Annotated in this window: 31 protein-coding genes; 12 read left to right on the top strand and 19 right to left on the bottom strand. The window is 63.7% G+C overall.

All coding sequences use genetic code 11. The annotated features are described in order from the left end of the window. The first annotated feature begins 280 nt into the window (after window positions 1-280). Window positions 281-3,055: an ATP-dependent helicase gene (locus tag EWF95_RS12470; RefSeq protein WP_142444416.1), complete on the top strand. Its 2,775-nt coding sequence runs from the start codon at window positions 281-283 to the stop codon at window positions 3,053-3,055. A gap of 6 nt (window positions 3,056-3,061) precedes the next feature. On the opposite strand, the gene EWF95_RS12475 is transcribed toward EWF95_RS12470, so the two are convergent. Next, window positions 3,062-3,391, bottom strand: coding sequence for a type II toxin-antitoxin system PemK/MazF family toxin (locus tag EWF95_RS12475; protein WP_142444417.1), 330 nt, complete (start codon window positions 3,389-3,391; stop codon window positions 3,062-3,064). Between the two features lie 3 nt (window positions 3,392-3,394). Beyond that, on the bottom strand, window positions 3,395-3,748 hold the full coding sequence (locus EWF95_RS12480; RefSeq protein WP_142444418.1) for a MarR family transcriptional regulator: 354 nt from the start codon (window positions 3,746-3,748) through the stop codon (window positions 3,395-3,397). Between the two features lie 178 nt (window positions 3,749-3,926). Here EWF95_RS12480 and EWF95_RS12485 point away from each other — a divergent pair, with 178 nt between their 5' ends. From EWF95_RS12485 to EWF95_RS12495, 3 genes are all read left to right on the top strand, one after another. Beyond that, window positions 3,927-4,112, top strand: coding sequence for a hypothetical protein (locus EWF95_RS12485; RefSeq protein WP_142444419.1), 186 nt, complete (start codon window positions 3,927-3,929; stop codon window positions 4,110-4,112). Window positions 4,113-4,115: 3 nt separating this feature from the next. After that, window positions 4,116-4,802 carry a VOC family protein gene (locus tag EWF95_RS12490; protein WP_142444420.1) on the top strand — a complete coding sequence of 229 codons (687 nt, stop codon included), beginning with the start codon at window positions 4,116-4,118 and terminating at the stop codon, window positions 4,800-4,802. A gap of 67 nt (window positions 4,803-4,869) precedes the next feature. Beyond that, the gene (locus EWF95_RS12495) at window positions 4,870-5,199 is read left to right on the top strand and encodes a hypothetical protein (protein ID WP_142444421.1); all 330 of its coding nucleotides are present in this window, start codon (window positions 4,870-4,872) and stop codon (window positions 5,197-5,199) included. A gap of 53 nt (window positions 5,200-5,252) precedes the next feature. Here the strand turns inward: EWF95_RS12495 and EWF95_RS12500 are convergent, their stop codons facing one another. The 4 genes from EWF95_RS12500 to EWF95_RS12515 all read right to left on the bottom strand — a co-directional run bounded on the left by EWF95_RS12500 (window position 5,253) and on the right by EWF95_RS12515 (window position 9,530). Next, a complete protein-coding gene (locus EWF95_RS12500) occupies window positions 5,253-7,955 on the bottom strand; it encodes an AAA domain-containing protein (protein WP_142444422.1) in 2,703 nt (900 codons plus the stop codon). A gap of 45 nt (window positions 7,956-8,000) precedes the next feature. After that, complete coding sequence (locus tag EWF95_RS12505) at window positions 8,001-8,381, bottom strand: DUF7718 family protein (protein ID WP_142444423.1); 381 nt, start codon at window positions 8,379-8,381, stop codon at window positions 8,001-8,003. Window positions 8,382-8,384: 3 nt separating this feature from the next. Beyond that, window positions 8,385-8,762, bottom strand: coding sequence for an HVO_A0114 family putative DNA-binding protein (locus EWF95_RS12510; RefSeq protein WP_246055723.1), 378 nt, complete (start codon window positions 8,760-8,762; stop codon window positions 8,385-8,387). 72 nt (window positions 8,763-8,834) lie between these two features. Next, window positions 8,835-9,530: an SOS response-associated peptidase gene (locus EWF95_RS12515; protein WP_142444424.1), complete on the bottom strand. Its 696-nt coding sequence runs from the start codon at window positions 9,528-9,530 to the stop codon at window positions 8,835-8,837. Between the two features lie 97 nt (window positions 9,531-9,627). Between EWF95_RS12515 and EWF95_RS12520 the strand changes: the two genes are divergently transcribed. Continuing rightward, a complete protein-coding gene (locus tag EWF95_RS12520) occupies window positions 9,628-10,386 on the top strand; it encodes a ribonuclease H-like domain-containing protein (protein WP_142444425.1) in 759 nt (252 codons plus the stop codon). A gap of 5 nt (window positions 10,387-10,391) precedes the next feature. On the opposite strand, the gene EWF95_RS12525 is transcribed toward EWF95_RS12520, so the two are convergent. Continuing rightward, the gene (locus EWF95_RS12525; protein WP_142444426.1) at window positions 10,392-11,813 is read right to left on the bottom strand and encodes a polymer-forming cytoskeletal protein; all 1,422 of its coding nucleotides are present in this window, start codon (window positions 11,811-11,813) and stop codon (window positions 10,392-10,394) included. Between the two features lie 126 nt (window positions 11,814-11,939). On the opposite strand from EWF95_RS12525, the gene EWF95_RS12530 reads away from it, so the two are divergent. Together EWF95_RS12530 and EWF95_RS12535 are read left to right on the top strand one after the other, a co-directional pair. Beyond that, window positions 11,940-12,140, top strand: a complete 201-nt coding sequence (locus EWF95_RS12530) for a DUF5800 family protein (RefSeq protein ID WP_142444427.1) — start codon at window positions 11,940-11,942, stop codon at window positions 12,138-12,140. Window positions 12,141-12,206: 66 nt separating this feature from the next. Beyond that, window positions 12,207-13,388 carry a redox-regulated ATPase YchF gene (locus EWF95_RS12535; protein WP_142444428.1) on the top strand — a complete coding sequence of 394 codons (1,182 nt, stop codon included), beginning with the start codon at window positions 12,207-12,209 and terminating at the stop codon, window positions 13,386-13,388. A gap of 27 nt (window positions 13,389-13,415) precedes the next feature. Here EWF95_RS12535 and EWF95_RS12540 read toward each other — a convergent pair whose 3' ends face one another. From EWF95_RS12540 to EWF95_RS12555, 4 genes are all read right to left on the bottom strand, one after another. Then, window positions 13,416-13,766, bottom strand: coding sequence for a 4a-hydroxytetrahydrobiopterin dehydratase (locus tag EWF95_RS12540; protein ID WP_142444429.1), 351 nt, complete (start codon window positions 13,764-13,766; stop codon window positions 13,416-13,418). A 91-nt stretch (window positions 13,767-13,857) separates the two neighbouring features. After that, window positions 13,858-14,151: a type II toxin-antitoxin system RelE family toxin gene (locus EWF95_RS12545; protein ID WP_142444430.1), complete on the bottom strand. Its 294-nt coding sequence runs from the start codon at window positions 14,149-14,151 to the stop codon at window positions 13,858-13,860. Continuing rightward, complete coding sequence (locus EWF95_RS12550) at window positions 14,144-14,338, bottom strand: hypothetical protein (protein WP_142444431.1); 195 nt, start codon at window positions 14,336-14,338, stop codon at window positions 14,144-14,146. The genes EWF95_RS12545 and EWF95_RS12550 overlap by 8 nt, the downstream gene beginning before the upstream one ends. 86 nt (window positions 14,339-14,424) lie before the next feature. Further along, a complete protein-coding gene (locus EWF95_RS12555) occupies window positions 14,425-15,555 on the bottom strand; it encodes a pyridoxal phosphate-dependent aminotransferase (protein ID WP_142444432.1) in 1,131 nt (376 codons plus the stop codon). An 89-nt stretch (window positions 15,556-15,644) separates the two neighbouring features. On the opposite strand from EWF95_RS12555, the gene EWF95_RS12560 reads away from it, so the two are divergent. Continuing rightward, the gene (locus tag EWF95_RS12560; protein ID WP_142444433.1) at window positions 15,645-16,136 is read left to right on the top strand and encodes a hypothetical protein; all 492 of its coding nucleotides are present in this window, start codon (window positions 15,645-15,647) and stop codon (window positions 16,134-16,136) included. Between the two features lie 30 nt (window positions 16,137-16,166). Continuing rightward, on the top strand, window positions 16,167-16,388 hold the full coding sequence (locus EWF95_RS12565) for a hypothetical protein (protein WP_142444434.1): 222 nt from the start codon (window positions 16,167-16,169) through the stop codon (window positions 16,386-16,388). 30 nt (window positions 16,389-16,418) lie between these two features. Here the strand turns inward: EWF95_RS12565 and EWF95_RS12570 are convergent, their stop codons facing one another. Further along, complete coding sequence (locus tag EWF95_RS12570; protein WP_142444435.1) at window positions 16,419-17,054, bottom strand: rubrerythrin family protein; 636 nt, start codon at window positions 17,052-17,054, stop codon at window positions 16,419-16,421. A gap of 145 nt (window positions 17,055-17,199) precedes the next feature. Beyond that, complete coding sequence (locus tag EWF95_RS12575; protein ID WP_142444436.1) at window positions 17,200-18,066, bottom strand: sulfurtransferase; 867 nt, start codon at window positions 18,064-18,066, stop codon at window positions 17,200-17,202. A gap of 261 nt (window positions 18,067-18,327) precedes the next feature. Between EWF95_RS12575 and EWF95_RS12580 the strand changes: the two genes are divergently transcribed. Together EWF95_RS12580 and EWF95_RS12585 are read left to right on the top strand one after the other, a co-directional pair. Continuing rightward, window positions 18,328-19,125 carry a sulfurtransferase gene (locus EWF95_RS12580; protein ID WP_142444437.1) on the top strand — a complete coding sequence of 266 codons (798 nt, stop codon included), beginning with the start codon at window positions 18,328-18,330 and terminating at the stop codon, window positions 19,123-19,125. Window positions 19,126-19,216: 91 nt separating this feature from the next. Then, window positions 19,217-19,681 carry a hypothetical protein gene (locus EWF95_RS12585; RefSeq protein ID WP_142444438.1) on the top strand — a complete coding sequence of 155 codons (465 nt, stop codon included), beginning with the start codon at window positions 19,217-19,219 and terminating at the stop codon, window positions 19,679-19,681. A gap of 87 nt (window positions 19,682-19,768) precedes the next feature. Here the strand turns inward: EWF95_RS12585 and EWF95_RS12590 are convergent, their stop codons facing one another. Next, window positions 19,769-19,963, bottom strand: coding sequence for a cold-shock protein (locus tag EWF95_RS12590; RefSeq protein ID WP_021039690.1), 195 nt, complete (start codon window positions 19,961-19,963; stop codon window positions 19,769-19,771). Window positions 19,964-20,133: 170 nt separating this feature from the next. Here EWF95_RS12590 and EWF95_RS12595 point away from each other — a divergent pair, with 170 nt between their 5' ends. Next, the gene (locus tag EWF95_RS12595) at window positions 20,134-20,316 is read left to right on the top strand and encodes a hypothetical protein (protein WP_142444439.1); all 183 of its coding nucleotides are present in this window, start codon (window positions 20,134-20,136) and stop codon (window positions 20,314-20,316) included. On the opposite strand, the gene EWF95_RS12600 is transcribed toward EWF95_RS12595, so the two are convergent. The 5 genes from EWF95_RS12600 to aspS all read right to left on the bottom strand — a co-directional run bounded on the left by EWF95_RS12600 (window position 20,297) and on the right by aspS (window position 26,165). After that, entirely contained in the window at window positions 20,297-21,043 is a 747-nt protein-coding gene (locus tag EWF95_RS12600) for a 4-phosphopantoate--beta-alanine ligase (RefSeq protein WP_142444440.1), read from the bottom strand. The two genes, EWF95_RS12595 and EWF95_RS12600, sit on opposite strands and share 20 nt — an antisense overlap. 81 nt (window positions 21,044-21,124) lie before the next feature. Then, window positions 21,125-23,332 (bottom strand): hypothetical protein, encoded by a 2,208-nt coding sequence (locus tag EWF95_RS12605; protein ID WP_142444441.1) that lies wholly within the window; start codon window positions 23,330-23,332, stop codon window positions 21,125-21,127. A 111-nt stretch (window positions 23,333-23,443) separates the two neighbouring features. Further along, the gene (locus EWF95_RS12610) at window positions 23,444-24,280 is read right to left on the bottom strand and encodes a pantoate kinase (RefSeq protein ID WP_142444442.1); all 837 of its coding nucleotides are present in this window, start codon (window positions 24,278-24,280) and stop codon (window positions 23,444-23,446) included. Between the two features lie 41 nt (window positions 24,281-24,321). After that, window positions 24,322-24,723, bottom strand: a complete 402-nt coding sequence (locus EWF95_RS12615) for an SHOCT domain-containing protein (RefSeq protein WP_142444443.1) — start codon at window positions 24,721-24,723, stop codon at window positions 24,322-24,324. 137 nt (window positions 24,724-24,860) lie between these two features. Beyond that, window positions 24,861-26,165, bottom strand: coding sequence for an aspartate--tRNA(Asn) ligase (gene aspS / locus EWF95_RS12620; protein ID WP_142444444.1), 1,305 nt, complete (start codon window positions 26,163-26,165; stop codon window positions 24,861-24,863). Window positions 26,166-26,182: the final 17 nt, after the last annotated feature.

The following is a 26,182-nucleotide window of genomic DNA, read 5'->3' on the forward strand; positions in this document are numbered from 1 at the left end:
CACCGCCACCGACCGACAGCGGTGTTCGAATACAACTGGGCAGCCGGTGGGGCGACTGGCCGACCAACCGCTATCCTGGCGGACTGAAAGGGCGAGACGCGCTGGGCGAACCCGGACGAAGCAAGCACCGCAGTGAGCGAAGCGAACGAGGAGCGCAGCGAGTCCCGGGAGTCCAGCGCGTCGAGGGCTTTCTACACTCACGTCACTCACTCAATCTCGTAGCTGAACGCACCACTGATAGCCCACAACCGACTTACGCCAGCGCGACCAACCCAACCCAATGGCGGATACCGGTCGGGATCGACTCATCGACAGCGACGCCGACTACGAGTTCGATCCCCAGACCGTCGACATCGCCGACGAGGACGTGCTCTCCTTATTGGAACCCACCGTCGCCGACTGGTGGGTCAACCAATTCGGCGAGTACGTCGCCGGCAACGGCGGCTTCTTCACGCCACCACAACGCGGCGCGATCCCCCACATCCACGACGAACAAAACGCCCTCATCTGCGCGCCGACCGGCTCGGGCAAGACGCTCGCCTCGTTTGCGGCGATCATCAACGAACTCTTCGCGCGCGAGCAGGCCAGCGCGGACGGCCTTGAGAACTCGGTGTACTGTCTCTACATCTCGCCGCTGAAATCGCTCGCCAACGACATCCACCGGAACCTCACCGTCCCGCTGGAGGGCATCGCCGACCGGCTGGCCGACGACGGCATCGACACCGACATCCGGCATGCGATCCGCCACGGCGATACCAGCAGCAGCGACCGCCAAGCCATGCTGGAGACGACGCCGCACATCCTCAACACGACGCCAGAGACCCTGGCGATCCTGCTCAACAGCCCCAAATTCAAACAGAAACTCGAAACCGTCGAGTACGTCATCGTCGACGAGATCCACAGCCTCGCGGAGAACAAACGCGGTACACACCTGTCGGTCTCACTGGAACGGCTGGAAGCGATGGCCGAGACCTCGCCGACCCGCATCGGCTGCTCCGCGACGGTCGAACCGCTGTCGACGGTCGGCGAGTTCCTCGGCGGCCGCGAGGAGCCTGGTGGCGAACCACGCGACTACGAGTTGGTCGACAGCAGGTTCGTCCGCGAGTTCGACATCCAACTGGAGTGTCCGACCGACGATCTGATCAACACGCCGCGAGAAATTGTACAGGGTCGATTTTACGACCGCTTGCACGAACTCATCGACGACAACCACCAGACGCTCGTGTTCACCAATACCCGGTCGGGAGCCGAGCGCGTCCTCCAGACCTTACGCGAGCGGTTTCCCGCAGAGTACGACGACACGAATTCGGGCTGTCACCACGGCAGTCTCTCGAAGGATCGGCGCAAGGAGATTGAAACTGGCCTGAAGGACGGCGATCTCGACGTCGTGACGACCTCGACGAGTCTCGAACTCGGGATCGACATGCCGCATCTCGATATGGTCGTCCAGGTCGGCTCGCCGAAATCCGTCGCCGCCCTCCTCCAGCGGATCGGCCGCGCCGGCCACCAGCTCGGCGAGACCGTCGCCGGCCGGGTGATCGCACTCGACCGCGACGAACTCGTCGAGTGTGCGGTAATGCTGCGGAAAGCCGAGGAAGGCTTCGTCGACCGCGTCTTTATTCCCGATAACGCTGCCGACGTGGCGTCCCAGCACGTCTACGGCATGGCGATCAATTCGGTGCGACCGGAGGCAGAAATCAAATCGATCCTGCGGCGCGCGTACCCCTATCGCAATTTCGACGACACCGAGTGGGAGCGACTGATGCGGTATCTCACCGCCGACTACGCCGGCCTCGAATCGAAGGACGTGTACGCCAAAATCTGGCGCGACACCAACGACCCGCCGGACGGCGAGTATCACTACGAGGAGTTCCCGGTCGGCGAGCCGCTGATCGGCAAGCGCGGTCGGCTCGCGCGGGTGATCTACATGACCAACATCGGGACGATTCCCGACTCCTTTAGCTGCGACGTACTCACCCGACAGGGCGACGAGTGGGTCGGCAGCCTCGACGAGAACTACCTCGACACCCTTGAGCCGGGCGACGTGTTCGTCCTCGGCGGCTCGAACTACGAGTACAGCTACCGGCGAGGCTCGAAAGTCTACGTCGAGCCCACCAGCGCGCGGCCGACCGTCCCCTCGTGGTTCTCCGAGCGGCTGCCGCTCTCGTACGATCTCGGCCGCGAAATCGTGGCGTTTCAGGGGCAACTCTGCGAGCGATTCGAAGCAGGGGGCCGCGCCGGCTGTCGAACGTGGCTGCGGGAGTTCCCGATTGACGAAAACGCCGTCCGGGCGATCAGCCGGCTGTTCGCCGAACAGATCCAGTATCTCGGGCGCGACGCCGTCAGCACGCCCGAGCGGATCGTGATCGAGGAGGAGTTGGATCGCGCTGAGTACCAGCGGCGGTTCTACATTCACTCGAACTACGGCCGACAGTTCAACGACGGCCTCTCGCGGCTGGTCGCCTACCACTGCGCCCAGCAGGCGACCGCGAACGTCCAGGTCGCCGTCGCCGACAATGGGTTCTCGGTGCAGATGCCGCTCAACCGCAAGGTCGATATCGCGGGGATCGTCCGCGACCTCGACCCTGGCGACGTGACCACGGACCTCCGGGCCGCCCTTGACGGCACCGACCTGTTGCAGCGGTATTTCCGCATCAACGCCACGCGGTCGCTGATGATCCTCAAGCGCTACAAGGGCCACGAGAAATCGGCGGCCCAACAGCAGGTCTCCAGCGAGATGTTGCTCTCCTTTGCGCAGGATCTCGACTCCTTCGCCGTCATCGAGGAGACCTACCGCGAGATTATGGAAGACAAACTCAACGTGAGCGGGATTCGTGAGGTGTTGGAGCGCATCAACCGCGACGAGATCGAGGTCGTCGCCCACGAGGTCGACTCGCCGAGCCCGCGTGCGTTCGGGCTGGCGACGCTGATGGCCAGCGACGTGGTGCTCGCCGAGGACGAAAGCGCGGTGCTGCAGGAGTTCCACGAGCGCGTACTGGAATCGATTGGCGAGGAATCGGCGGCGGTTGGCTCGGAAGCCGTCGGCACCGACTGAGCCGCCTCAGAGCACCTTCGTCAGGTCGTGGATTCGCTCCGCGACAGTCCGCATTATTTCGGAGTCGAGCTGGGCAACGCGTTTCTGGATTTCTTGGGCCGGAAACACGTGCAGCGACCACGGACTCACGTAGCTCGGATACGATTTGAGTTCACCCTCCATCAGCGACGGTTCGGTCAACTCGATAGCCTGGTCTCGCTCGGTGGATGTGACGACCGCGACCGTGTATCGCTCGCCGTAGAACGGTCGGTTCCGGTTGGAGACGATGAGATACGGCCGGACGCCGCGCTTGAACGTCGCCGGTGCGAGCACGATACTCCCTTGTGCGTAGGCCATTTGTCACGCGTTTTCGCCCAGATCCGGCACGGTCTCGGCCCACTCGTCGTCGGTGCCGTAGGCATCGTCGCCGTACTCAGCCTCGATTGTCTGGAGGCTGACCACGCTGGCGAGCCGCGAGGCCGCAACATCGTCGGCGACGGCCCAGTAGGAATCGACCTGCCGAACCAGGCCCTTCTCGCGGAGGCGAGCGAGCGTCTTGTGGACACTCGAATGAGGAACCTCGGTCATCTCGGCCAGCTCCTTCGGTGTGAACCCCATCTCCGGGTGATCTGCGAGCACCGCGAGGAGTTCGTGGGTGTTCGTTCCGGGCGTTACCGGTGGCACCTCCTCGTCCGAATCTAATCTGATGGGCATCGTGTCTGTCTATGTCAGTGTTCGTCAGCGTCGAATATAAATATCCCTCCCGAACCAATCGAGTCTGTGCGATTCGAGCGTGGCTCGACTCGCTTGAAACTGAATAAAACCGCACCAGCGACTTGGTAACAGCCGATGTCGCCGGAATACCTATCGGGTAGACAGCACACCATAGCGTATGGATCGTCGAAGAGTCCTCTATGTCGCCGGCTTCGTCGCCGCGTCGATCTCGTACATCTTCAACGTCCTCGCCTTTACCGGACAGTTCGATCTCTGGAGATGGATCGTCTTCGTGGTCATCTTCGGCCTCGTCTTCGTTGCCTTCGAACGATTCATCCTGTGGTCGGAAACGCTTGACTCGTGAGCAATGCGATTTGAGCACGTCTCGATTCCGGCCGTTGATCCCGAAGGGCTGAGCGACTGGTACGCGCGCACGCTCGGCGTCGAAACCACCAGCAACGGCGACAGCGACGGTGTCGATATCGACGCCGCCAGCGTCGAATGCGGCGCGACGACACTCGAATTCCAGCCGGCCGCCGAACCGGCACCCCAGCATCTCGCGCTGCGAACGCCCGCCGATATCGACGCCCTGGCCGCCTGGCTCGCCGAGCGGGCGACGATCCACCCCGTCGAGGGCGCACAGTCCAGACGCTTCGAGTTTCTCGACGCCGACGCCGTCTACGTCGCCGACGGCGCGGGCAACGTCCTCGAATGCCTCTGCTACGACGGCGACGCGGCCGAGGGGCTCGCGGGCGGGGTGCCGATAGCCGGCGTGACCGAGGTCGGGCTGCCGGCTCCCGACGTGCTGGCGCTCGTCGAGTGGCTCGAATCGGCCGTCGGGCTGTCGGCGTGGGGCTCGCCGAGCGAGTCGTTCGCCTGGGTCGGCGACCGCCAGGCGCGGTTCGTCGTGCTGCCCGCCGGCAGCGAGTGGTATCCGACCGAGCAGGCCGCCGAAAGCGAGCCGATGGGCGCGACCGTCGTCGATAGCGACGCGACTCCGGGGACGCACGTGCATCCGGAGTTGCCATATGAAATTACAGTCAAAATTCAATAAAACAACGACATCAATCAATAATTTGCTGGCACAGGTTATTATCAATACAGCAGTATAACGAGATTGTATGGAGCCAGACGTTGACGAACTGTTCACCAAGGGCGGAGTGTTTGTAGTCCTGCTATTCGCTGGTCTTTGGTGGCTACCAGCGATTCTTGAGAATGCAGGAGATCCTGCTGCGAGTGTAGATGTGATTGGTGATGGAATTGTAATACTGATCTACAGCGTGTTGCCAGCGAACGAACTTGCAATATTCGTGGATGTTACAGTAGCGTTTATTGCAGCAATAGTATCCGTGGACAAATTGAATGCTCGGGCTAAAGGTATTATAGTTGCTGCCGGTGCAGGATGGGTCGGTTCAAATATGATAATGACTGCTATCTTTCCACCAATATAGTTTGGTAACAACCTCTTGATTTCTCACAGATAGGCGAATACTTTCCGAATCGCTCACCGATCCGCCCACTCTAGCATCCGCTCGTAGAACGGCTCACTCGACAGCGCGGCCCGATCACCGACCAAGACGAGCCCCTTTTTCGCCCGCGTCAGCGCGACGTTGATCCGGCGATGATCCTCGAACAGCGGCCCCTCCAGCTCGCCGGTCGCCACGAACGAGAGGACGATGATCTCCTTGCTCGACCCCTGGAACCGGTCGACGGTATCGACAGTCACGTCGACCCGGCGGCTGATCTCGGCGACCTGCGCGCGGAACGGCGCGATCACGCCGATGTCCTCGGGGTCGACGCCCGCCGCGATGTAGCTGTCGACGATTTCGGCGACGCGGTCGGCCTCGACGGGGTTGGTGTTGCCGACGCGCTCGCCGTCGGGGTCGACGAAGGCGACGCCGTCCCGTAGCTCCGCTGGCAGCGCCGCCGGGTCGACGAGGTCGCCGACCGACTGGCCCGCCACGTCGCCGCTGGCCGGCCGGAGCGCGCCGTCGTAGAATTCGGCGGAGGCGAACGACTGAATCCGCTGGCTCATCCGGTACTGCTCGGTGAGCATCACGCTCGCCTCGGGATAGGCCTCAATCAGCCGCTCGAACAACGACCGCGAGAGCGGACTCCCGGCGTCGGTATCCGGGTTGGCGTCGAGACTGGTATCAGCCGCCTGTACGACCGGTGGCAACTGCTCGTGATCGCCGACCAGCACGAATCGCTCGGCCCGATTCAGCGCGGCCAGAGCGGCGGGCTCGGTGAGCTGGCTGGCCTCGTCGACGACCGCCACGTCGAACTCCTGTTCGCGCATCACGCGGGAGCCACAGCTCGCCGTCGTCGCCGCCACCACAGGCGCGCTGTGGAGCGCGCTGGCCAGTTCCCCAGGGTTGCCCTCGGTGTCGAGCCGCACGTCGAGCATGTCCTCGCGGATGCCGGTCGTCGTCCCGACGCGCTGGATGTCCTCGAACCCTTGCGCGCGAAGGGCCTCTAAGGCGTTGTCGACCGCCCGATTGGTAAACGCCGTGAGCAACACCCGATCCCCGCGAGCGACAAGCGCGCGGATCAGCCGCGCGATGGTGTAGGTTTTCCCCGTGCCTGGCGGGCCGTGAATCAGCGCGCAGTCGTCGGCGTTGACCGCGAGATTGACCGCTCGGTTCTGCCCGGCGTTGTTGTCGATAAAGGTCTCCTCGCCCTCGCTGAATTCGGGTTCGCGCCGCCCGAAGAGGATGTCCTTGCGGTCGTCGCTGCCCTTCAGCACGGCGTCGTGCAGCGCGGTCAGCATCCGGTCGACCGAGAGTTCGGAGGGATACACGTCGAGCCGCCGCAACTCCACCGGCTCGTCGGCCGTGACGACGATCTCCTCGTCGAGTTGGGTGATCCGACAGAGTTCGGCATGTCCCGAAACCGGGTCGCCGTCGCTGGCGAGCGCGACATCGCCCTCGCGGAGTTTCGACACTGCTTCGGGCGGCTTTCTCGACCGGAGTTCCCAGCGGTTGCCGTCGATCTCTTCGCGGCCCAGCGGTTCGAGGTCGATCAACGCGCGGTCGTCGTCGGCTCGCTCCTGGGCACCTTGCTCCCAGAGTTTGCGATATTCGGCGTGGACTGCCCGCCGCTCGGCCTCGATAGCGTGGTAAAACCGCTCGAAGTACTCCCGTTCCTCCTCAGGCACAGCAGTTCCGATCTGGCCGGCTTTCGATTCCTGATCGAGCCGTCCGGAGACGACCATACAGGTGTCCTGCTCGAAACAGTACTCGCATTTCGCGTCGGCCTCGTAGCCGGTCGGCACGTCGCCGCGGGCCTCCATCGCCGCCAGCTCGTTGCGGCTGCGAACAACGAAATCGAGCAGGCCCTTCCCGACCGAGAACTCTTTGGCCGGCGAGAGGTCACCCGACTCCTCGGTTCGCTCAAGCGTCGTATTTTTCGTGTACAGCAGCGTCCCGGTGTCGGCGTCGATGCCGCGTTCCTCCAGCATGAGCGCGTAACAGGCGGCCTGAATCTTGTCCTGAAACCGTGGTTCGCGGGTTGTGTTTTTCCCCGTCTTGAGTTCGACCGGCATCCCGCGGCGTAGCGCGTCGGCCCGTCCCTTCAGGCCGAACGTCGGACTGATGAGCGTGTACTCGGATCGCCAGTTGTCTTCCTCGGTGAGCGTGCCCTGGGCGAGCCAGCCCTCGATGGCGGCGGCGTTCTGTTTGACCTCGCCTTCGACTTCGGCCACGTCGCGGCCGAGCACGCCGAGTTCGAGGCCGGCCTCCTTGACGCGGTCGGCGACGGCGGTATCGAGGTCGCGGCCGCGGAGCAAGTCGCCGAAGACCTCGTGGACGATTGTCCCCTTGATGACGGGGTAGTTCAGCGGGATCGCCGAGAGTTTGTTGAGATAGTACATCCGCGGGCACTGCACCCACGACCGGACGCTGGTCACGTCGACGATGAAATCCGGCTCGAGAACGACGTAGGAGTCGCCGCCAGTGCTGTAGGTCGTTTTCCCCTGATACTCGCTTTCTTCAGGATCAGTAAGGAGCAGATCCATCCCGGTTTCGGCGTCCTCGGCCGTGTCGGCCCATTTTCCCCACAGCGTCACGTCGACGGCGTCGTCGCCGTCGGTCGGGGTGCCGTCAGTCGGTCGCACGCGGAGTTCGGCCAGCCGTCGCTCGCCGTGGCTGGTGTCGACTGTCGTCGCCCCGTCGCAGGCGACGATTTCCCCGCGAAGCTCGTCGGTCACTACCCTCACTCTGCGCGGCGGGCTGAAAAACGCTGTCGGTGCGGGTTACTGTCCTATGTCGTCCGCTTTATCGGCGTTGTCATCAGTGGTCGAATCCAGAACCGCATCCGCGTACGTCCGCCAGTTCGAGAGGAGTCGTCGCCGAGCCTCGGCGAATGTGTAGCTCTGCCCGAGCCACTCCTTCCGCTGTGGTGACGCATAGAGGTGATCGAAGTGCGGCTCGCCGTGGCTGGTGTCGATCCGAGCGACCTCGGTGTGACTCTCGTAGGGATCGTCCGGCTGGAAATGGATACTCAACCCCCACTGGTCGGCATCGGCCGGCACGGAAAACGAATCGATAGAATCGGGATCGGGCTCGACGAACACGGTGAGAAAGAACTCCCGACCACGATACGCTGGCAAGGAGAGCGTCCGGAGTTTGTGCATTCGTCAGTAGACAACTGGCTCGACCACGACATGGTCGTGTTTCAGTTGCGGTCGTTTCGCCGTTCCGTCGCCCGATCCTTCGTACTCGATCACGTCGAGTTCGGCGAGCCGATTGAGATCTTTGCTGACCGCGCCCTTGTCGCGGTCGAGTTGCCGTGCGAGGTCGCTCACCGAGTCCACAGCCGAACCGTGTTGGTCGAGGTGCTGGACGAGTTCGAGCCGGCTGTCGGTGAGGAGATCACGCCCGGACTCACGCCGTACCACAAGGAGATCGGTGTAGCCTTCGGCGTTGAGATCGGCGGCGAACTTGTCTTGCTGGAGCAGCCGCTCGGCCACGGGCGGCTCAGACGATCCGCCGGTGTCGGTGTCCGGCTGTGACATACCGTTGCCTACGACTTCAACGGTAATAATTCTGCTGGCGCAAACACAGCGGTTCCAACGCGCTCAGGTCGGCTACGTCGTCACCGGTTCGATCAGCTCTGGATCGTCGTTCGATGGGCTGTTGACGCGCTGGGAAACGCGGAAATACTCCAGTTCGCCGTCGGGATATGGATCGAGCAGATCACTGAGTTGATCGGGATCGCCGTCGAGCCACCGCTCTTCCTCGTCCGGGGCAAGCACGACCGCCATCCGGTGGTGAAGCTCCGAAACCAGGTTGTTCGGCTCGGTCGTAATCACGGTAAACGTCTCCAGTGGCTCAGTCTTGTCGTCGGAATCGCCGCCACCGAATGAGTCCAGCCCGAGTTGCTGGGTCGGCGGCTCCCAGCGTTCCCACAGGCCAGCCATCGCAAACGGACGGTCGTCCTCGAAGGCGACGCGATAGGGCTGTTTCCCGTCGCCGAGATCGGCCCACTCGTAGAAACCATCGGCCGGCACGAGACAGCGACGCGATTCGTAGGCATCGGCGAAGCTCCGCTTGTCTTGAACTGTTTCGGCGCGGGCGTTGATCAGGCCCTGTTTCTCGTCAGCCCACGAGGGCGTTAGCCCCCAGGTGAACCGCTGGATTCGGTCAGGATCGTCACTCGTGATGACCGGCAGCTCTTGGCCGGGCGCGCAGTTGTACCGCGGCTGGAGCGGGTCGGCCGGCTCGGCATCGAACCGGTCGATGAGGGCCTCCTGTGGGGTAAACAGCGTGTAGCGACCGCACATACTCGATGGTCGTGCCCCGGTCGTTTAGTGGTCGCGGTCGGCGGCAGCGACTAACGCCGAGCGAGAGATTTACATCACCGCACTGCCGCCTTCGACTGTGCGCATCGAGAACAGCTTCATCCCCGTCAGCGGCGTCGGCGAGACGACCGAGCGGAAGCTATGGGCCAGCGGCGCGACCGACTGGGACTGCTTCGATCCCTCGCTGGTCGGCCCGAAAACCGCCGACAACATCGAGTCGTTCATCGACACCGCCCGCGACCACCTCGCGGCTGACGATCCGACGTTTTTCGACCAAGTCTTCCCGAGCAGCGAGCGATGGCGACTCTACGAGAACTTTCGAACTAACGCCTGTTTCTTCGATATCGAGACGACCGGGCTGGACGAACACCGCGACGTAGTCACGACGGTCAGCTACCACCAAGCCGGCGAGACGACCACGCTCGTCCGCGGCGACGACCTGACCGCTGACCGGTTGCAGGCGATGGTTGCGGACGCCAGCCTGCTGGTTAGTTTCAACGGGATTCGCTTCGACCAGCCGTTCCTTGAGACCTCCTTCGGCCTCGATATCGACACGCCGCATCTCGATCTGATGTACCCCTGCAAAACGGTCGGGCTCGACGGCGGCCTCAAAACGGTCGAGCAGGACATCGGTATCGAGCGCGACCGCCCCGATATCTCGGGCCGCGATGCCGTCCGGCTTTGGCATCAACACGAAGCCGGCGAGGATGGCGCGTTGGAGACGCTGATCTCCTACAACCGCGAGGACGCGGTCAACCTCAAAACGCTGGCCGACGAGGTGACGACGACGCTCCACGAGCAGATCTTCGAACAGGCGCGACAGCAGTCAGCCGAGTAGCGCGGTTAGGAATCCGACGCAGAATCAGGGTCGCCACGGTCGCCGTCGCTTTCGAGTGCGATATCGTCGCTTTCGGCGTCAGTGATGATGACCGCGCCGTCGTCAGTGTCGTCAGCATCGGCTGCCGCCGTGTCAGCGTCGTCGCTGTCAGCATCGTCAGCGGCAGCCTCGGATTCGGGCGTATCGTCGGCAGCGTCGCCGTTGCCAGCGAGGTAGTGGCTGCCGACCGTTTTCGCCGTCTCGCTGTCCGGCTCGGATCGCTGATCGTCAGTGTCAGCGTCCGGCTCGGCATCCGACTCGCTGTCGACATCGTCACCGACAGTGTAGGCGGCACCGACCGGATCACTGGCGTTCGCAGTGGGCTGCTCGTCCGCGCCGTCAGCGTCGGCGGTAGCGGTAGCGTCGGTGTCAGCGGCCGAATCCGCCTCGGCTGCGTCGTTGCCGGCCGTGTACGCCATCTTCGGCCCCGAATCCGTGCCGTCCGCGTCAGCAGTCTCCGGTTCCACAGTGTCCGCGTCCGCTGAAGCACTGTCGTCAACAACGTCGCTCTCGGCGGCCGTATCCGCGTCGGCGTCGTCCTCCTCGTCGTCAGTTCGGCGGATCAACTTCATTTCGCCGCGGGCCCGGAGCGTGCCATCGACTTCCGCGCCCTCGTTGACAACGAGATCATCGCAGGCGACATCGCCGCGGACGTGGGCTCCGCGAGCGAGGGTGATCGTCCCGCCGCGGGTCGTCACGTCGCCGATGATGACCGTTCCCGCGCCGACTTCGATGTCGTCGCGGGCTCGTAGGCTGCCGAAGACGGTCGTTCCCTCGCCGAGAGTGATCGACTCGGCGCGGATGTTGCCGTGGATGCGGCAGTTATCGCCGATCCGTGCCGGTGTCGAAACGCGCCACGCGTCGTCGGAGATTTCGGCTCCGCGCGGAACGACAAGCGGCGACCGGTCTTCGATCCCTTCGCCGGCCAGCGCGGAGGCGAACTCGTCGGCTTTGTCGGTGTCGCCGCGGCGGAGGAACTGCGAGAGAACGATGAAGTAGAAGACGAGGACGGGCACCGGATTCCGGGTGACGATCCAGCCGTTGGCCTCGAAGCCCTCCTCGATAGTCACGTCGTCGCCGATGTCGAGATCGCCGGAAACGAGGAGCTGGCCGTTGATCTCGACGCGCTCGCCGATGTAGGCGTCCTCGCCGGCCAAGACGCTGCCGTCGGTTGTACACCACATGTCGAGGCGGCAGTCGCCGTCGGCCTCGATCTGCCGGCCGAACTCGACGCGTTCGCCCGCCGCGATCGTGCGGCCCCGCAGCCCGAAATCGACCGTGCTGTTGCTGCCGATGAGGATGTCGCCGTCGGTGACGACATCGTGCTCCTCGACGGTCGTGCCGTCGGGAATCTGCAGCTCATCAATCGGGTTCTGCGGGGGGTTCACAGCCCGATCCAACACACCGTGGCTATTAAACCGTCCGCAAGACGGATGGCTGACAGATCGAGACACGGCCGGAGTGGTGCCGACAGCCTCGTGTTTTTTTTACTGCTCGGGAGCAAGGATCCGTATATGACCGCGCTTTCCTTCGACGAAACCGGCGTCGACGTTGTCTACAACGGCACCGAGTTCCGCCTCGAAAAGGATCTCATCGAGGACGCGATCCAGAAGTCCTACCCGGATGTCACAGACCACGAGGTGCTCCAGATCGTCGAGGAGACACCCGAACTCTCGGGGGAGCCGCGGCGGATCGCCGACATCATCGACAGCTGAGCCGCGATGTCGACAGCGGCGTCGCAAGACCGAAAGACAGTTTCCAGCCCTCGATGAACGAGTGGTATGCTCTCTCTCGCGCTCGCGGGGAAACCTAACGCGGGCAAATCGACGTTCTACACGGCGGCGACACGCGCCGATGTCGATGTCGCCAACTACCCCTTTACGACGATTGACGCCAATCGCGGGGTTGCCACGGTGCGTACCGACTGCCCGTGTCTCGAACTTGAGGAGCGATGCGGCACCGATCGCTGCCACGACGGCGTTCGCTACGTCCCGATCGAACTCTACGACGTGGCTGGCCTCGTCCCCGGTGCCCACGAGGGCCGCGGCCTCGGCAATCAGTTCCTCGATGAGTTGACGAACGCGGATGCGATCCTCAACGTCCTCGATGCCTCCGGCAGCACCGACGAAGAGGGTGAACCCGTCGAACCCGGCAGCCACGATCCGGTCGAAGATGTGGAATTTATCGAAGCAGAGATGAACCAGTGGTTGACGGGCATCATCGACCGCAACTGGGAGTCGGTCGAGCGCAAATCCCGCTCACCAGATTTCGATATCAACGACGCGCTGACCGAGCTGCTGACCGGGTTTGGCGCGACAACCGCCGACGTGGCGAGCTGCCTGCGAGACATCGAATACCCCGACGACCCGATCCAGTGGGAGGATGCCGACAAGGAAGCTCTCGCCGCGGCGGTTCGCGCCCAGACGAAGCCGATCATCCTTGTCGCCAACAAGGTCGATATCGCCGACGACGAGACCCTCGCCCGGCTGCAGGAGGCCGCCGAGATCGTCATCCCCGCGACGGCCGACGGCGAACTCGCGCTTCGCCGGGCGGTCGAGGCCGGCGTCGTCGACTACGATCCCGGCGACGATGACTTCGAGATCGTCGGTGACATCAGCGACGAGCAGGCCGCCGGCCTCGAACAGATCCGCGAGGTGATGGCCGAACACGGCGGCACCGGCGTCCAGACCGCGCTCAACGCAGCCGTCTTCGACCTGCTCGATCACATCACCGCCTTCCCCGTGGAAAACGAGACGAAGTGGGTCGACGGGCAGGGTAACGTCCTTCCCGACGCCTTCCTCCTGCCGGAGGGGTCGACACCGACCGATCTCGCGGCCAAGATCCACTCCGACATCGCAGAAGGGTATCTCCACGCTGTCAACGGGAAAACGAACCGCCGGATCTCCGATAGCTACGAACTCGAAGACGGCGACGTGATCAAGATCGTCAGCACGGCGAGCTAAGATCGCTGAGTGGTGGCAGGTTCCGCCTTACAGCTGGTGGTCGGCGTATATCTCGTCCATCTTTGCGGCCATCACGAAATCGGCTTTGCGGAGGCCATCGATCTCGTGGGTGAAGAGCTCGACGCCGACCTCACCCCACGTGAGACTGAGATCCGGGTGGTGCCACTCCTCCTCGGCGAGTTCGCCGACGGCGTAGGTGAACTCCAAAGCATCCCGGAAATCATCGAACTCGTAGGTCGCCTCCAGATGGTGGCCATCGATGACATCCCAGACGCCGCTGTCGAGCTCTTTGAGATACTCCTGACACTCGTCGTCGTCGAACGGCTCTTGATCGTCGCTACTTTCCTCAACTGGTTCGGCCGCTAAGTCTGAGACCATACCCCGTGCAACGCGCCCCACAGGTTTGTATCTTGACGCCCGGGCGAGAATACGTGCGACCACGTCTCGGCACGACGACTCGCTGGTGTGATCAAAAGCCGTATCGTTTGTGTGCCTCGTCGATCGGAATGATCTCCAGAACGCGCACCTCTTTGTCCGCCTCAAGTACGGTGTAGATCGCAGTGTAGGTGCGTGAGATGTGTAGCCGAAATCGATCGCGGCGGCCATCGATCGGCAGCTTCTCTTTGTCGCCACGACCGCGGCCAGGATACGGGTTGTCCCCGAGATACCCAAGTTTCTCCTTGCAGATTCGTTCGGTTTTCTCATCGGCGACATCGAGAAACTCATCCGCATCCTCACCGAGTAAGATGTCGTACTCAGCCATCCGAGAGTTCGGTTAGCTCCGCTCGATCTTGGTCTTCGAGCGCTTGAAACCGCTGTTCTAGCTCTTGGCGGCGACGGTGCTGTGCAAGATCCTGTAACAGCTCATCGTAGGTCTCACCGGGCTCTTTCAGCTCGTGAAGCTCCTTTCGTGTTTCCTCGGTCACCGGGATTCGTTTGTCTGCCGACATGGCCTACACGAACGTATCGGACTGACAGTCTTAACAGTTTGCTCGGATACTGAATGTAGCACCCAACTGCCGTGTTGCCTGCGAAGCTATGTACCGGATCGAACCGCGGCTGCCGCCTCGCCCATGATCTCGATCGCCTCTCTCAAAGCATCCTCGTCGGTCGCATACGAGATCCGTGCCAGTCCCGCCCCCTGCTCGCCGAAGGCGTCGCCGGGAACGACGATCACACCCCGATCAATACACTCTTCGACAAAGCCCTCCGGAACCCGTGGCATGGCGTAGAACGCGCCGTGGGGGGTCGGACACTCGATGTCGTGGTCGGCCAGCCCATTAAGCAGGATATCCCGCCGCCGCCGGAAGGAGTCGGTCATCTCGGTCACCACGTCCTGCGGCCCGTCCAGGGCGGCCTCGGCGGCGAACTGGGCGGGCGCGCTCGCACAGGCCTGGGTGTACTGATGGACGCGCAACATGCGCTCGATCCGGTCGCTGCTGGCGGTCACCCAGCCGAGTCGCCACCCCGTCATCGAAAACAGCTTCGAGGCGGAGTTGACGACGACGACGTTGTCGCCGTCGGCGTACTCCAGCGGCGAGTGGTGTTCGCCCTCGAAAACGGTGTACTCATAGACCTCATCCGACACGCAGACCACGTCGTGTTCGTCGGCGATCCGGGCGAACTCGCGGATGTCGGCTTCGTCGGCGACCGCGCCGGTCGGGTTTGCGGGTGAGTTGATGACGAACGCCGCGGTGTCGTCGGTGATGGCGTCCTCGACGGCCGCGGGATCGAGCGTGAGGTCGTCGCGCAAGCCGACCGGAACAGGGTCGCCACCGACCAGCTTCGTCAGCGCGTCGTAGGAGACGAATCCGGGGTCGGGGATGATGACCTCCTCGCCGGCGTCAACGTGGGCAGCGAGTGCGAGATGGAGGGCTTCGCTGCCACCGGAGGTGGCGATCACGTCATCGGGGTCGATATCGAGACCCTGATCGCGCTCGTATTTCGCGGTAATCGCCTCTCGGAGTTCGATGCGACCCTTGTTTTCGGTGTAGCCGTCGGCCTCGCCGGCCTTGATGGCGTCGACGGCGGCCTGACGGGCGTGTTCCGGCGTCGGGAAATCCGGCTGGCCCAACCCGAGGTTGATGGCGTCGTCGCCGGCGGCCTCAAACACATCCCGAATCCCACTGATCGAAATCCGTTCCACACGGTCGGCAAATCGGCTCATACCCACATACGAGGCGACCGCGCCCATAGCCTTTCGCACTCGGCGGCAGTGATCGAAACGCTCAGGGGTCGCTCGGTCGTAGATGGGGTATGGAACGTTCCGGACTTCGGTATACTGCCGGCGCGCTCGCGCTTGCGGTTGCGGCGATCCACGTCTATTGGGGGTTCCCACGGCTGGTGTTGTATCTCCAGGTCGGCCGCGCCCCCGACCCTCGCCCGTTTCTTTTCGTTGGCTCGGCGGTGTTGATCTTTCTCGGTATCGCTCGTGTACTCGACGGGCGCAACGAGCGGGCGATCTATCTGGCCGGCATCGCGCTGATGGCGACCTACATCGTCGGCTACGGGCTGTGGCACACCGGGCTCGAACACGGCGGCTTCTGGCCGTGGGGCCCCGAGCCGATCAGCCACAGCGAGCCGGCATGGCAGGTGCTCATCGATCACATGCGGGCAGATCAACTCGGCGTTGTGTCAAAACTGCTTGAGGCGACGCTTGCGGGTGTATTGACCGTGCTCTATCGCCGCGATCACCCCAACGCCGACACAGACGACACCGCCGTTCCGGCGATCGTCCGCGGGGAGTAACGTTTTATCGCCGGTGTCCGTGGGCTCGATGTGAGCCGACTTCGGGCGATCATCGACCGCCTCTACGCGCTGGAGACGAAGCTGCTGGAAGATCTTGCGGTCTCAACGATCCTGTTTGCCGGGATCTCGCTTTTGTGGGCACAGGCTCCTGACGCGTGGCCACAGCTCATCTACTATCTCGCGCTTGCGATCGCGCTGTTTGGCTACTTCACATTTGTGAGCCCGCCGGAAAACGTCGATCGCGGCGCGTAGCTCTCGTTGTAGAACGTCCGCGACGACGCGTTAGCAGACCGGTTTGGGGTTGACGCCCATCGCTTCCAGGGACTCGGTGTATTCGTCGTAGGCGGCCTGAATCGCCTTGCGTGCGGCCGCCTCGGCGCGCTCGCGGTCGTCGTCGTCGGCACAGACCGCCGCAACGAGGTCGGCCGCCGCGTCGATCTGTTCGGCAACGTCGCTGCCGAGCCCCCGGAAGAGGCTCGCTGTCTGGGGGTCGGCCTCGCCCGTGAAGTAGCCGGTGTACTGCTCCTTTGATTTCTTGGCGACGAGACAGCGACCGACGAGGCCGCCAACCCGCTCGACCGTGTTGTCGAACGAGCGGAGCACCGACTGAATCGCTGGCACGTCGTTGTCGGCGGCCCGCGGCGCGTCGTCGATCTCGGCGGCGACGGTCTCATAGTGGTCGGCTTCCTCGTCGGCGACACGGGCGAACAGTTCGGCCGCCTCGGCGTTTTCCTCGTCGTCGGCCCACGCTTGGAAGGTCTCGCTAGCGGCGTCCTCGGCGATCGCTGCGGCTCGCAGGACGTGCTCGGGATCGAGGTCGCCGTCGGTTTCGGCGTACAGTGCTTTCGATGAGCCGAGCCGCGAGAGCGCGGTCTGGTTGGCCTCGCTGACGGCATCGACGAACTCGCTGGCTGTCATACCAACCCGTAGGCAACGAGGGGTCTTGAGTCCTGCCGGTTCGACTGCGTCGCTACAGTTGTCGTCGTTCTTGCATCACGCAAAAAATATCGGAGTTCGAGAGTCAGTGCGCGGTCGTCGCTGCCAATTCGTTAGCTGCGCTGCTTTAGTCGTCAGCCTCGCCCGTTTCGATGGGCGCGCCAACGAGGTTCCCCCACTCGGTCCACGAGCCATCGTAGTTGATGGTGTCGTCGTAGCCGAGGAGTTCGTGGAGCGCGAACCAGGCGACCGACGAGCGCTCGCCGATCCGGCAGTAGGCGACGGTCGTCGAGTCGCCGTCGATGCCTTTCTCGGCGTAGAGCTCTCGGATCTCGTCAGCACTCTTGAATCTGCCATCGTCGTTGGTAACTGCTGCCCACGAGATGTTCTGGGCTCCGGGGATGTGGCCGCCGCGCTGGGCGGTCTCCTGGAGGCCGGTCGGCGCGAGGATCTCGCCGCTGAACTCCTCGGGCGAGCGAACGTCGACGAGCGGCAGACCGCGGTCGATGGCGTTCTCGACATCGTCGCGGTAGGCACGGATGGACTCCCGCGGGCCGGAGGCGGTGTAGGTCTGCTCGCTGAACGAGGGCACCTCGTCGGTCGTCGGGTAGTCGTTCTCGATCCAATACTCGCGGCCGCCGTCGAGGAGCTTCACATCGTCGTGACCGTAGTATTTGAACTGCCAGTAGGTGTAGGCCGCAAACCAGTTGGCGTTGTCACCGTAGAGCACCACGGTGGAGTCCTCGGTGATACCGGCTTCACCGAGCAGAGCCTCGAAATCCTCCTTCGTGAGGATGTCGCGGGTGGTCTGATCCTGCAGATCCTCTTCCCAGTTGAAGCCGATGGCACCGGGGGCGTGGCTCTCCTCGTAGGCCTCGGTGTCAACGTCGACTTCGACAAGTCGGTGGTCGGGATCGTCGCTCTGGAAGGCGTCGAGATTGTCCTCGACCCAGTCGGCCGTGACAAGCACGTCTTTCGCGTAGTCTGATGACATACACGACCCTGTACTACCCCTACCCGTATAATCTCCCTCGTCACGGTGGTTTCGACCGGTCCTAAACGATCCCGGAGAGTTTTGCAGGGATCGGGCTCAGCTGTCGACCGCCGCCATCGGTACGGTCGCCGCAGTCCCTGCCGGCCGACCGGCCGACCGGTTCGGCGCGGCAAAAGGGGGCAAGTGTATCCGCTATCCGCGAACACCGGCGGCCCTCGGCCGCGACGAACGGTTGAATGGCCGGGAGGACAAATGACGGGTATGACCGAGACACTTCTCGTCGACCCCGAGTGGGTCGACGACCACCGCGACGATCCCGGAGTCCACGTGGTCGATGTGCGCGAACCGTGGGAGTACGACACGATCGGTCACCTCCCCGGCGCGATCAACATCCCTTTCGACAGCTACCGTGACGACGACAGCCCCGATCCGGGTACGCTTCCCGGTGCCGACGCGTTCGGCCGACTGCTCGGCGAGGCCGGCATCGGCCCGGATGACACCATCGTCGCCTACGACGACACCCACGGCGTTTTCGCCGCCCGGCTGCTCGTAACCGCCCTCGCCTACGGCCACGAGAACGTCGCCCTCCTCGACGGCGATTTCAGCGCGTGGCAGCGAGCCTTCGAGACGACGACCGAGTCGCCGACGATCGAACCCGTCAGCTACGAGATCACAGGGCTTGCCGCAACGGCACCGATCGTCGACCGGGCGGCGGTCAAGGCGGCGATCGCCGACGGGACGGCGACCCTGCTTGACACCCGCAACGAGGCCGAATACGACGAAGGCCACCTTCCGGGGGCGATCCGGATCGACTGGCGGGAGTTCGTCGACGACGAGAGCCGCGGCGTCAGATCGGCCGCCGAGATCGAAGCCCTGCTGACCGATCGGGGGATCAGCACCGACCGCGAGCAGCGGATCATCCTCTACTGCAACACCTCCCGCCGCCTCAGCCACACGTTCGTCGTCCTCCGCTCGCTGGGCTTTACCGATGTCGTCATCTACGAGGGCAGCATGACCGATTGGGAAGCCGCCGACGGCGCGACCGAGACCACAGCGTAACCGATCATGGGACAACCGGAACCCGAACAAAACACCCCACTCTGGGTGGGTCGTCGACACGGTTTACGCACTCGACCCCGAACAACCTCACATGACTGATCGGCAGGCAGACGACTCGCCGGCACCCGATCCGACCGCCATCGAGTATCTCGTCGTCACCGTCGCGGATGTCGTCGCCGCACTGGAAGCGACACTCGGCACCGGTCGGGAAACCGTCCTTCGGATCACGCCGCCGTTTAGCGGGCGGATGCGGGCGCGACTCCATGTTGCCGACACGTCGGAGAGCTACGAGCCCCCCGAACCGATCCATATCGATCCGCGGGCTCTCGTTGAACCGGTGCCATCGTATCCGACCGCGGCGGAGACGGCCGCGGAGTTAGACGATCCCGAGGATATCAACACCGACCGACACGAAGTGGCCCACAGCGAGCGACTCACTGAGTGGCGCGAGACCGTCCGCCGATCGATCGCTGATGAGGCGACCATCGAAACACCGGCAGGATCGGTCAGTGTCACGGTGCAGTCACTTGGTGGGGCTGACGACAGCACCGACTAAAGGGGTTGTCGACCGTGGTGATTCCCGCCGGCGAGACGGCCGCACCGCTCTGTGCCGAAAAAATACGAAAACCCGATCGCCGACCGTCTACAGCCGCTGTAGGTTCGTCGCTCGGGGACCTTTGTCTGCCTGTTCGATATCGAATTCGACCTCTTCTCCCTCTTCGAGATCAGGGCCGCCAACGTCTTCCATGTGGAAGAACACGTCGTCGTCCGACTCTTCTGTTTCGATGAATCCGTAACCGCCTGTATCGTTGAAGAACGCAACCGTACCTTGTGCCATTCGCAACAACTCCACCCTAAGATTCGTCGGTCAGATACAAATAGGTATGGGCCAGCACTGATCCGGCGGGTGACCGCTCTTTGATCACCACAAGATGTTCGATGCGCGATGATCGATAAGACGCCTGCGTCAGATGAATTTAAATAGCTGAGCAGTGAAAGAGCGTGTGTATGAGCGACGACGACCCACTCGCCAGGCCGTCAGGACGTGATTTCGGGCTGGGGCCGATCATGGTGGTACTGCTGTTGCTCGTTGCGGTCGCCATCGCTGGCGTCGTCGGACTGCTCTTTCTCGCCGAGGATCTCGTTGTGATCTCCCCGGGCACCGTCGAGGTCATAGCTCCCCGCGTCTGATCGCCGCCTCAGCGTCGGCCAAGGCCGCATCGGCATCGAACGCCGCAACGATCTCCGCTAGCTCCGCCGGTGCTGTCTCACGAAGATCGACAGCATGCTCGGTCATGTTCGGCACCGCGCGAATGATGTTGTCGACGATCGGGATGGCCGCGGTCTGGGCCGACCGCGAGAGTGGATTCAGGTCGATGACGATCTCGGTTTTCCCGAGGTCGGCGAGAGCCTCAGCGCGGTCGCCGTCCTCCAGCGGCACAACCACCACGTCGGCCGCGCCGATCCCGTCGGCATCGACTTTCGCACGTTCGTGACTCAGGTTCGGGATACGGCCGTCAGCGGTCAGTCCTTTCACCTCGTCGGCCCCGTGCTCGCGGAGATGGTCGGCGATAGCTTTCATCCGTTCTTCCGTGCGATTGAACAGATTGACTTCGATGTCGGCGTCAACGGCCGCGGCGAGATCGACGATTTCGGGGGCGACCAGCGCGGCGACGTTGCCGTTGACCGAGAGTACTGGATGGTCGGCCAGCAACAACTGTGCGGCTGCGGCGCGCTCGGCCTCGTTGGCACTTGGGATCGTTTCTTCGCCCAACAGATAGTCGAAGGCCTCGCCGCGGCCCTCGGCGATCAGGCCCTGTTTGCTCGTAATTCCTTTCTCGACGCCCTCCTCGATGCGGTGGCGCGTCAGCAACGACTCATACCGAGGGTGATCCTCGGGTACGTCGATCTCGCTCATTATCGGATATTCGACTCCGGCGGCAAAACGTTCGCTCTTCGGCGTCGACATCAGCCACGACGCATCCACCCAGCTCGCTGATCAGAGCTTGTCGGCCGCCAGTGCTTGGTCGGATCGCCGCCGCGACTGCTCGACGCGCCGTTCGCTCGCCCGCTCGATGTCGTCCGGCAGCGAGTCGCTGGCCTCCGCTAACCGCGTGGCGGCTCGCTCAAGCCGATCTTGGACGTTGGCGAGGCTCTGATCGGCCTGTCCGCGGTCGCCGGCCGCGGCGCGTTCGGCGGCCCGACGGGCGGATTCGGTGATGGCCTCAAGTGCCCGGCGCAGCCCACGGATCGCGTTTTCAGACCCCTCCAGCGTCTTGTTGCGGCCGGCTCTGTCGGAGCCACCGCGTGAGTTGGTCGTCTCATTCGTTCCGTCGCTATCGGTGGTCTCGGTGTCGTCGTCAGTGTTATCACTGTCGTCGCTGTCGCCGTCATCGCCCTCCTCGACGGCTGCGACGGCCGAACTCGTTTCTTCGGCCACATCGGCGAGATACGTTGCCAGCGAGGCCTTGCCGGTTTGGGGGTTGTCGAGTCGAACCCGCTCGTCGGCGTCGGTGGCGGCCTGGTTGACGCGGATCGCGCCGATCTCATCGTCGCTATCTCTGACTTCGGCCGTGTACGCGCCGCCACGGTGGACGTACACGGCGTCCGATCCCGACAGCGGCGCGTCGTAGAGCCGGCCGGCGAAGTCGTCCTCGACGGCGAGATCGGTGAGGTCGCTGTCGGCGTCGGCTGGATCGACTTCGAGTTTCGTCGCGTTCTCGCGGGCGACAAGCGGGATCGACCCTTCGACGCCCGCCGGCGTCACCCCGCTGTCCGCGACGCCGACCGTCTCGCTGTGCGGTTCGACGCCGGCCCCGTTGACGGTCAGTTGGTGCTCGCCCGCCGGCACGTCGTCGACGACGGCGACGCCGTTGAATGTCGGGATTGCTTCGGGGTCGCTCTCCAGCAGCGCGACGCCCTCGACGCCGAGATCGGCGGTCGTCAGCCCCTCGTTGTCGGGGGCCTCGTCGTTGCTGACGGCTTCCGAGAGGCTGGCAACGACGGTTGACGCTGAGGCCGGCGCGCCGATGGCGTCGTACCGCTCAGCCAGCGTGGCGCGGTGGTTCCGATCCGAGATGTCCTTCGCCGGCTCGTCGTACCGCGGTTGCTCCCACGGCACGCCGGTACTCGTGATGTGGCCGGCGATGGCGTCCTCGGCGAACTGGGGCACCGCGAACTCGAAGCTCAACTGCGGGCCCGTGAATGCGGTGATATGTTCGATCTCACTCGTCGGAACAAGGTCGTACTCGGCGTCAACGCTGGCCTCGGCTTCGATCTCGTCGGTTTCGTCCCGGCCAGCGTACTGGAAGACCAATCCCGTGGCTCTGGCTGGCAGTTCGCTCGGCGGCGAGGCGAGTTCGCGGAACGAGCTCACGGTCAGCCCCTCGTCGATCAGATCCTCGCGTTCGACGGCCGGCAGGCGGTCGTGTTCGTAGAGCGGCGCGCCCTCGTACTCCGGGATGAGGTAGGGGAGTCGGGAACCCTCGTCGCGGGGGAGGCCGTAGGCAATCGGGAGATCGATCACGTCCTGAATGGTCTCGATGGCACTGTTGGTGATGTCAGCGAGCGCGCCGTCGACCGAGAGACGTTGGAACCGGTCGGCGATCTCATTGACCGACAGCGCGCTGGAGTGTGAACCCAACTCGGAGAGAATACGCGGTTGGGTGTCGGGATCGGGATCAAGGAACTCGTTGTTGGGAACCTTGCGGGAATGGGAACTGGCGACGTAGAGTTGAGGCTCCTCGGTTTCGGTGTCAACGAAGACATGGAGGACTTCCCAGTCGTGCCAGTGGAAATTCGTGGTGAACTGGTCGAACGCCGAGTAGTACCAAAACTGGATGGCCGAAAGCGGCGAGTCTTCATACGAGACACCGTGGTAGAACATCGTCAGTTCGGGCGGCGTATCAGATTCTTTTGACGCCGCAGTATACTCGTTGAGCGCGTCGAAGCCGTCGACGACGACCTCGCCGTCCTGCTCGGATTCGTAGGTTCGGGGATCGGTCGGGAACCATTTCTCGGCCGCATCGAAGTACAGTGTCGGCGCGTACGCCTCGGCGAGTTCGCGGGTTCGCTCCTCGCTCAGCGTCGTGGTACTGCGATCCGGCGCGGGCTCGGTCGCCGAACAGCCGGCGAGCGACGCCGTTCCGGCGATGCCGAGCGACGTGAGGAGACTGCGACGGTTGAGGCGGAGATGCGGTGACGACATGGGTCACTGGACACGTCCTATTGTTGCAGTCGGGCGAAAAGACATGCCCCCCGTTTCCACGGGCGAACGAATAGCTCTTCTGGCGGCGTGGACGCCGTGGTTTTGGCGTCATCACCCCTCGTCGACGAGCCGAGCCCCGCAGGCGTCGGTGCGACACCGCTGTGGGTCGTAGCCGGCAGCCGAGAGCCCCTTGTCGGTCGCAAAAACGGTGTTACCGAGCATTGCCATCGCGGCATCGCCACCAACGTTGTCAACGGCGGCGATAGCGTCAGCAACATCATCGGTCAACAGATCGGCCTCCTCGGCGAACGTGCGAGACGAATCCATGAACTGCTCGACGGTCGGTCGCTCCAGCAGGCGGCTGAGTGCCGATTCGCCCGCGAGCGTGAGGTCGTCGGTGTCGCCAGCGAGTACGTCCTCGGTCGACAACCCGCCGAAGGTGACGTACTCGACGTGGGGGCGGGCCGGCAGCCCGTCGAGATGGCCGTGACTCGGCGAGCCGGGGTCGATCCGGATCGGCAGTCCGCCGCGGGCTTGGGCGACGACATCGCCGAGGCCGGTGCCAGCCTCGACTTCGGCGCAGTGGGCCATCGTGATCAGTTCGTTTTCCGTCTTGCCGCAGTCGAAGGCGGCGTTGGCGGCGAGTGCGGTGCCGAGGGCGACCGCACCGGAGACACCGAACCCCGCGCCGACCGGCAGCGACGTGGTGGCGTCGACCGCGGCGTCGACGCCGAGACGAGTGCGAACGTCGTCAACAGCCGTGATCGATACGTCGTCGCCGTTGAGTCGACAGCCGCTGCCGGGGGCGACGGTCACCTCGACGCCGTCTGAGAGCGTGATGCCGGCCCCGCGGCTGCCCGCCTGCGCGCAGGTGGCGGCCGTGTGCGCGCTGAAGAAGCCGGTGATGTGGCCCGGTACGAACGCCGTCGCCACGGGCTCGCGGTTCATATCGCTACCAGTGGGAAGGGTGAGTAATGGTTGTTGGGTTGCTACTCGCGGGCTGTCTCGCGGTCGGCCGGTTCCGGTGTCGGCTCGTCGACCGCGGTTTCGGCAGCCGAGTCGCTACCGAGCAGGCCGTCGAGTCGGCGTTCGAACTCGGCTTCGTCAATCTCGCCGCAGGCGTACTGCCGTTTGAGTGTTTCGAGCGGATCGTCGGTGTCATCGGCAGCGTCGCGCTCATCGCGCTCGGCGGCTTGCTCGTAGTAGCGCACCAGCCCGATCACCGCCGGCAACACGCCGCCGAACCCGACCGGGAAGACGACCCAAAACCACGCAAAATCGAGTGCGAGGAGGCCGAAGGCGACGAGGAAAATGAGGGCCATCGTCACACCTGCGGCGATCTGTTCAAGCGGCGACTCCTCGGTGTCGCCAGCGGTATCGCTCTCGCTCATAGCCCTCGCTACTCGGTGCGTCACAAAAAGCTGAGCGACAGAATCGCGGATCGAACTATGGACTCAGCCGCTGCCGATCCCACGAGAACGCATTCGCGCTTCGCGCTCATGGTTCTCGTTGGCTCTCAACGTCTTCGTCAGGGACTCAGACGTTGACGATCTCGCGGGAACAACACTCCCTCACGAATATTGTCGAGGCCGAGCAGCGTCATCACGAGCCGTTCGCCGCCGAGGCCGAAGCCGGCGTGCGGCGGCATCCCGTATTTGAACATCTTCGTGTAGTAGTCGAACGCCTCCGGGTCGAGGCCCTGCTGTTCGAAGCCCTCGATCAGGTGGTCGTAGCGGTGTTCACGCTGGCCGCCGGAGACGAGTTCCATCCGCGGGTGCATCAGGTCGAACCCAGTGGAAAGCTGCTCGTCGTCGTCCTGATCCATGATGTAGAACGGTTTGATCTCGCTGGGCCAGTCGGTGATGAAGTAGTGTTCGCCCACATCCTCGCCGAGGGCGACCTCGCCTTCGGTCGGCAGGTCGTCGCCCCACAGAAGTTGCTCGTCGAGTTCGCCGGTCGCGTTGATGCGCTCGATGGCCTCCTCGTAGCTGAGTCGCGGGAAGTCGCCCGTCGGCACTTCGAACTCCTCGGCGAGGCCGAGGGCTTCGAGTTCGTCCTCGCAGTTCTCGTTGACGGCTTCGTACGCTGCGGTGACGACGGCTTCGGCTACGTCCATCGCCTCGTGGTGGTCGCAGAACGCGCCCTCGAAGTCGATAGAGGTCGCCTCGTTGAGGTGCCGCGGCGTGTTGTGTTCCTCGGCGCGGAAGATCGGGCCGATCTCGAAGACGCGCTCAACGTTCGAACCGGCGATCAGCTGTTTGAACAGCTGTGGGCTCTGGTTCATGAACGCCTCCTCGCCGAAGTACGTGATCGGGAACAGTTCGGTGCCTCCCTCGGTGCCGGTGGCGACGATCTTCGGCGTGTTGATCTCGGTGCAGTCGAGGTCGCGGAACGTCTCGCGGGCGGCGTGCTGGATCTCCGCGCGGATAGTGAAGATCGCCTGTACCTCCTCCTTGCGGAGGTCGAGCGTCCGATTGTCAAGCCGCGTCGAGAGTTCGGCGTCGACCTTGCCCGATGGGTCGAGCGGGAGTTCGGTATCGGCTTCGGCGACGACCTCGACAGAGTCGGGCGTGATTTCAACGCCCGTCGGTGCGCGTGGCTCCTCGTCAACGTCGCCAGTGACCGAAATCACGCTCTCGCGGGCGACGCCGAGCCCGGTCTCGACGAGCTCGTCGTCCATCTCGTCCTTTTCGAATTTGATCTGAATCTTCCCGGTCGTATCGCGCAGGATGAGGAAGGCGATGCCACCGAGATCACGGAGTTCGTGCACCCAGCCGGCGACCGTCACCGACTCGCCTGGCTCAGCGTCGGCCGTGTAGGTTCGGTTTTCCATACCCGGATCTGTCGGTC

This window comes from Halonotius roseus, assembly GCF_006861655.1.
GTDB classification, from domain to species: domain Archaea; phylum Halobacteriota; class Halobacteria; order Halobacteriales; family Haloferacaceae; genus Halonotius; species Halonotius roseus.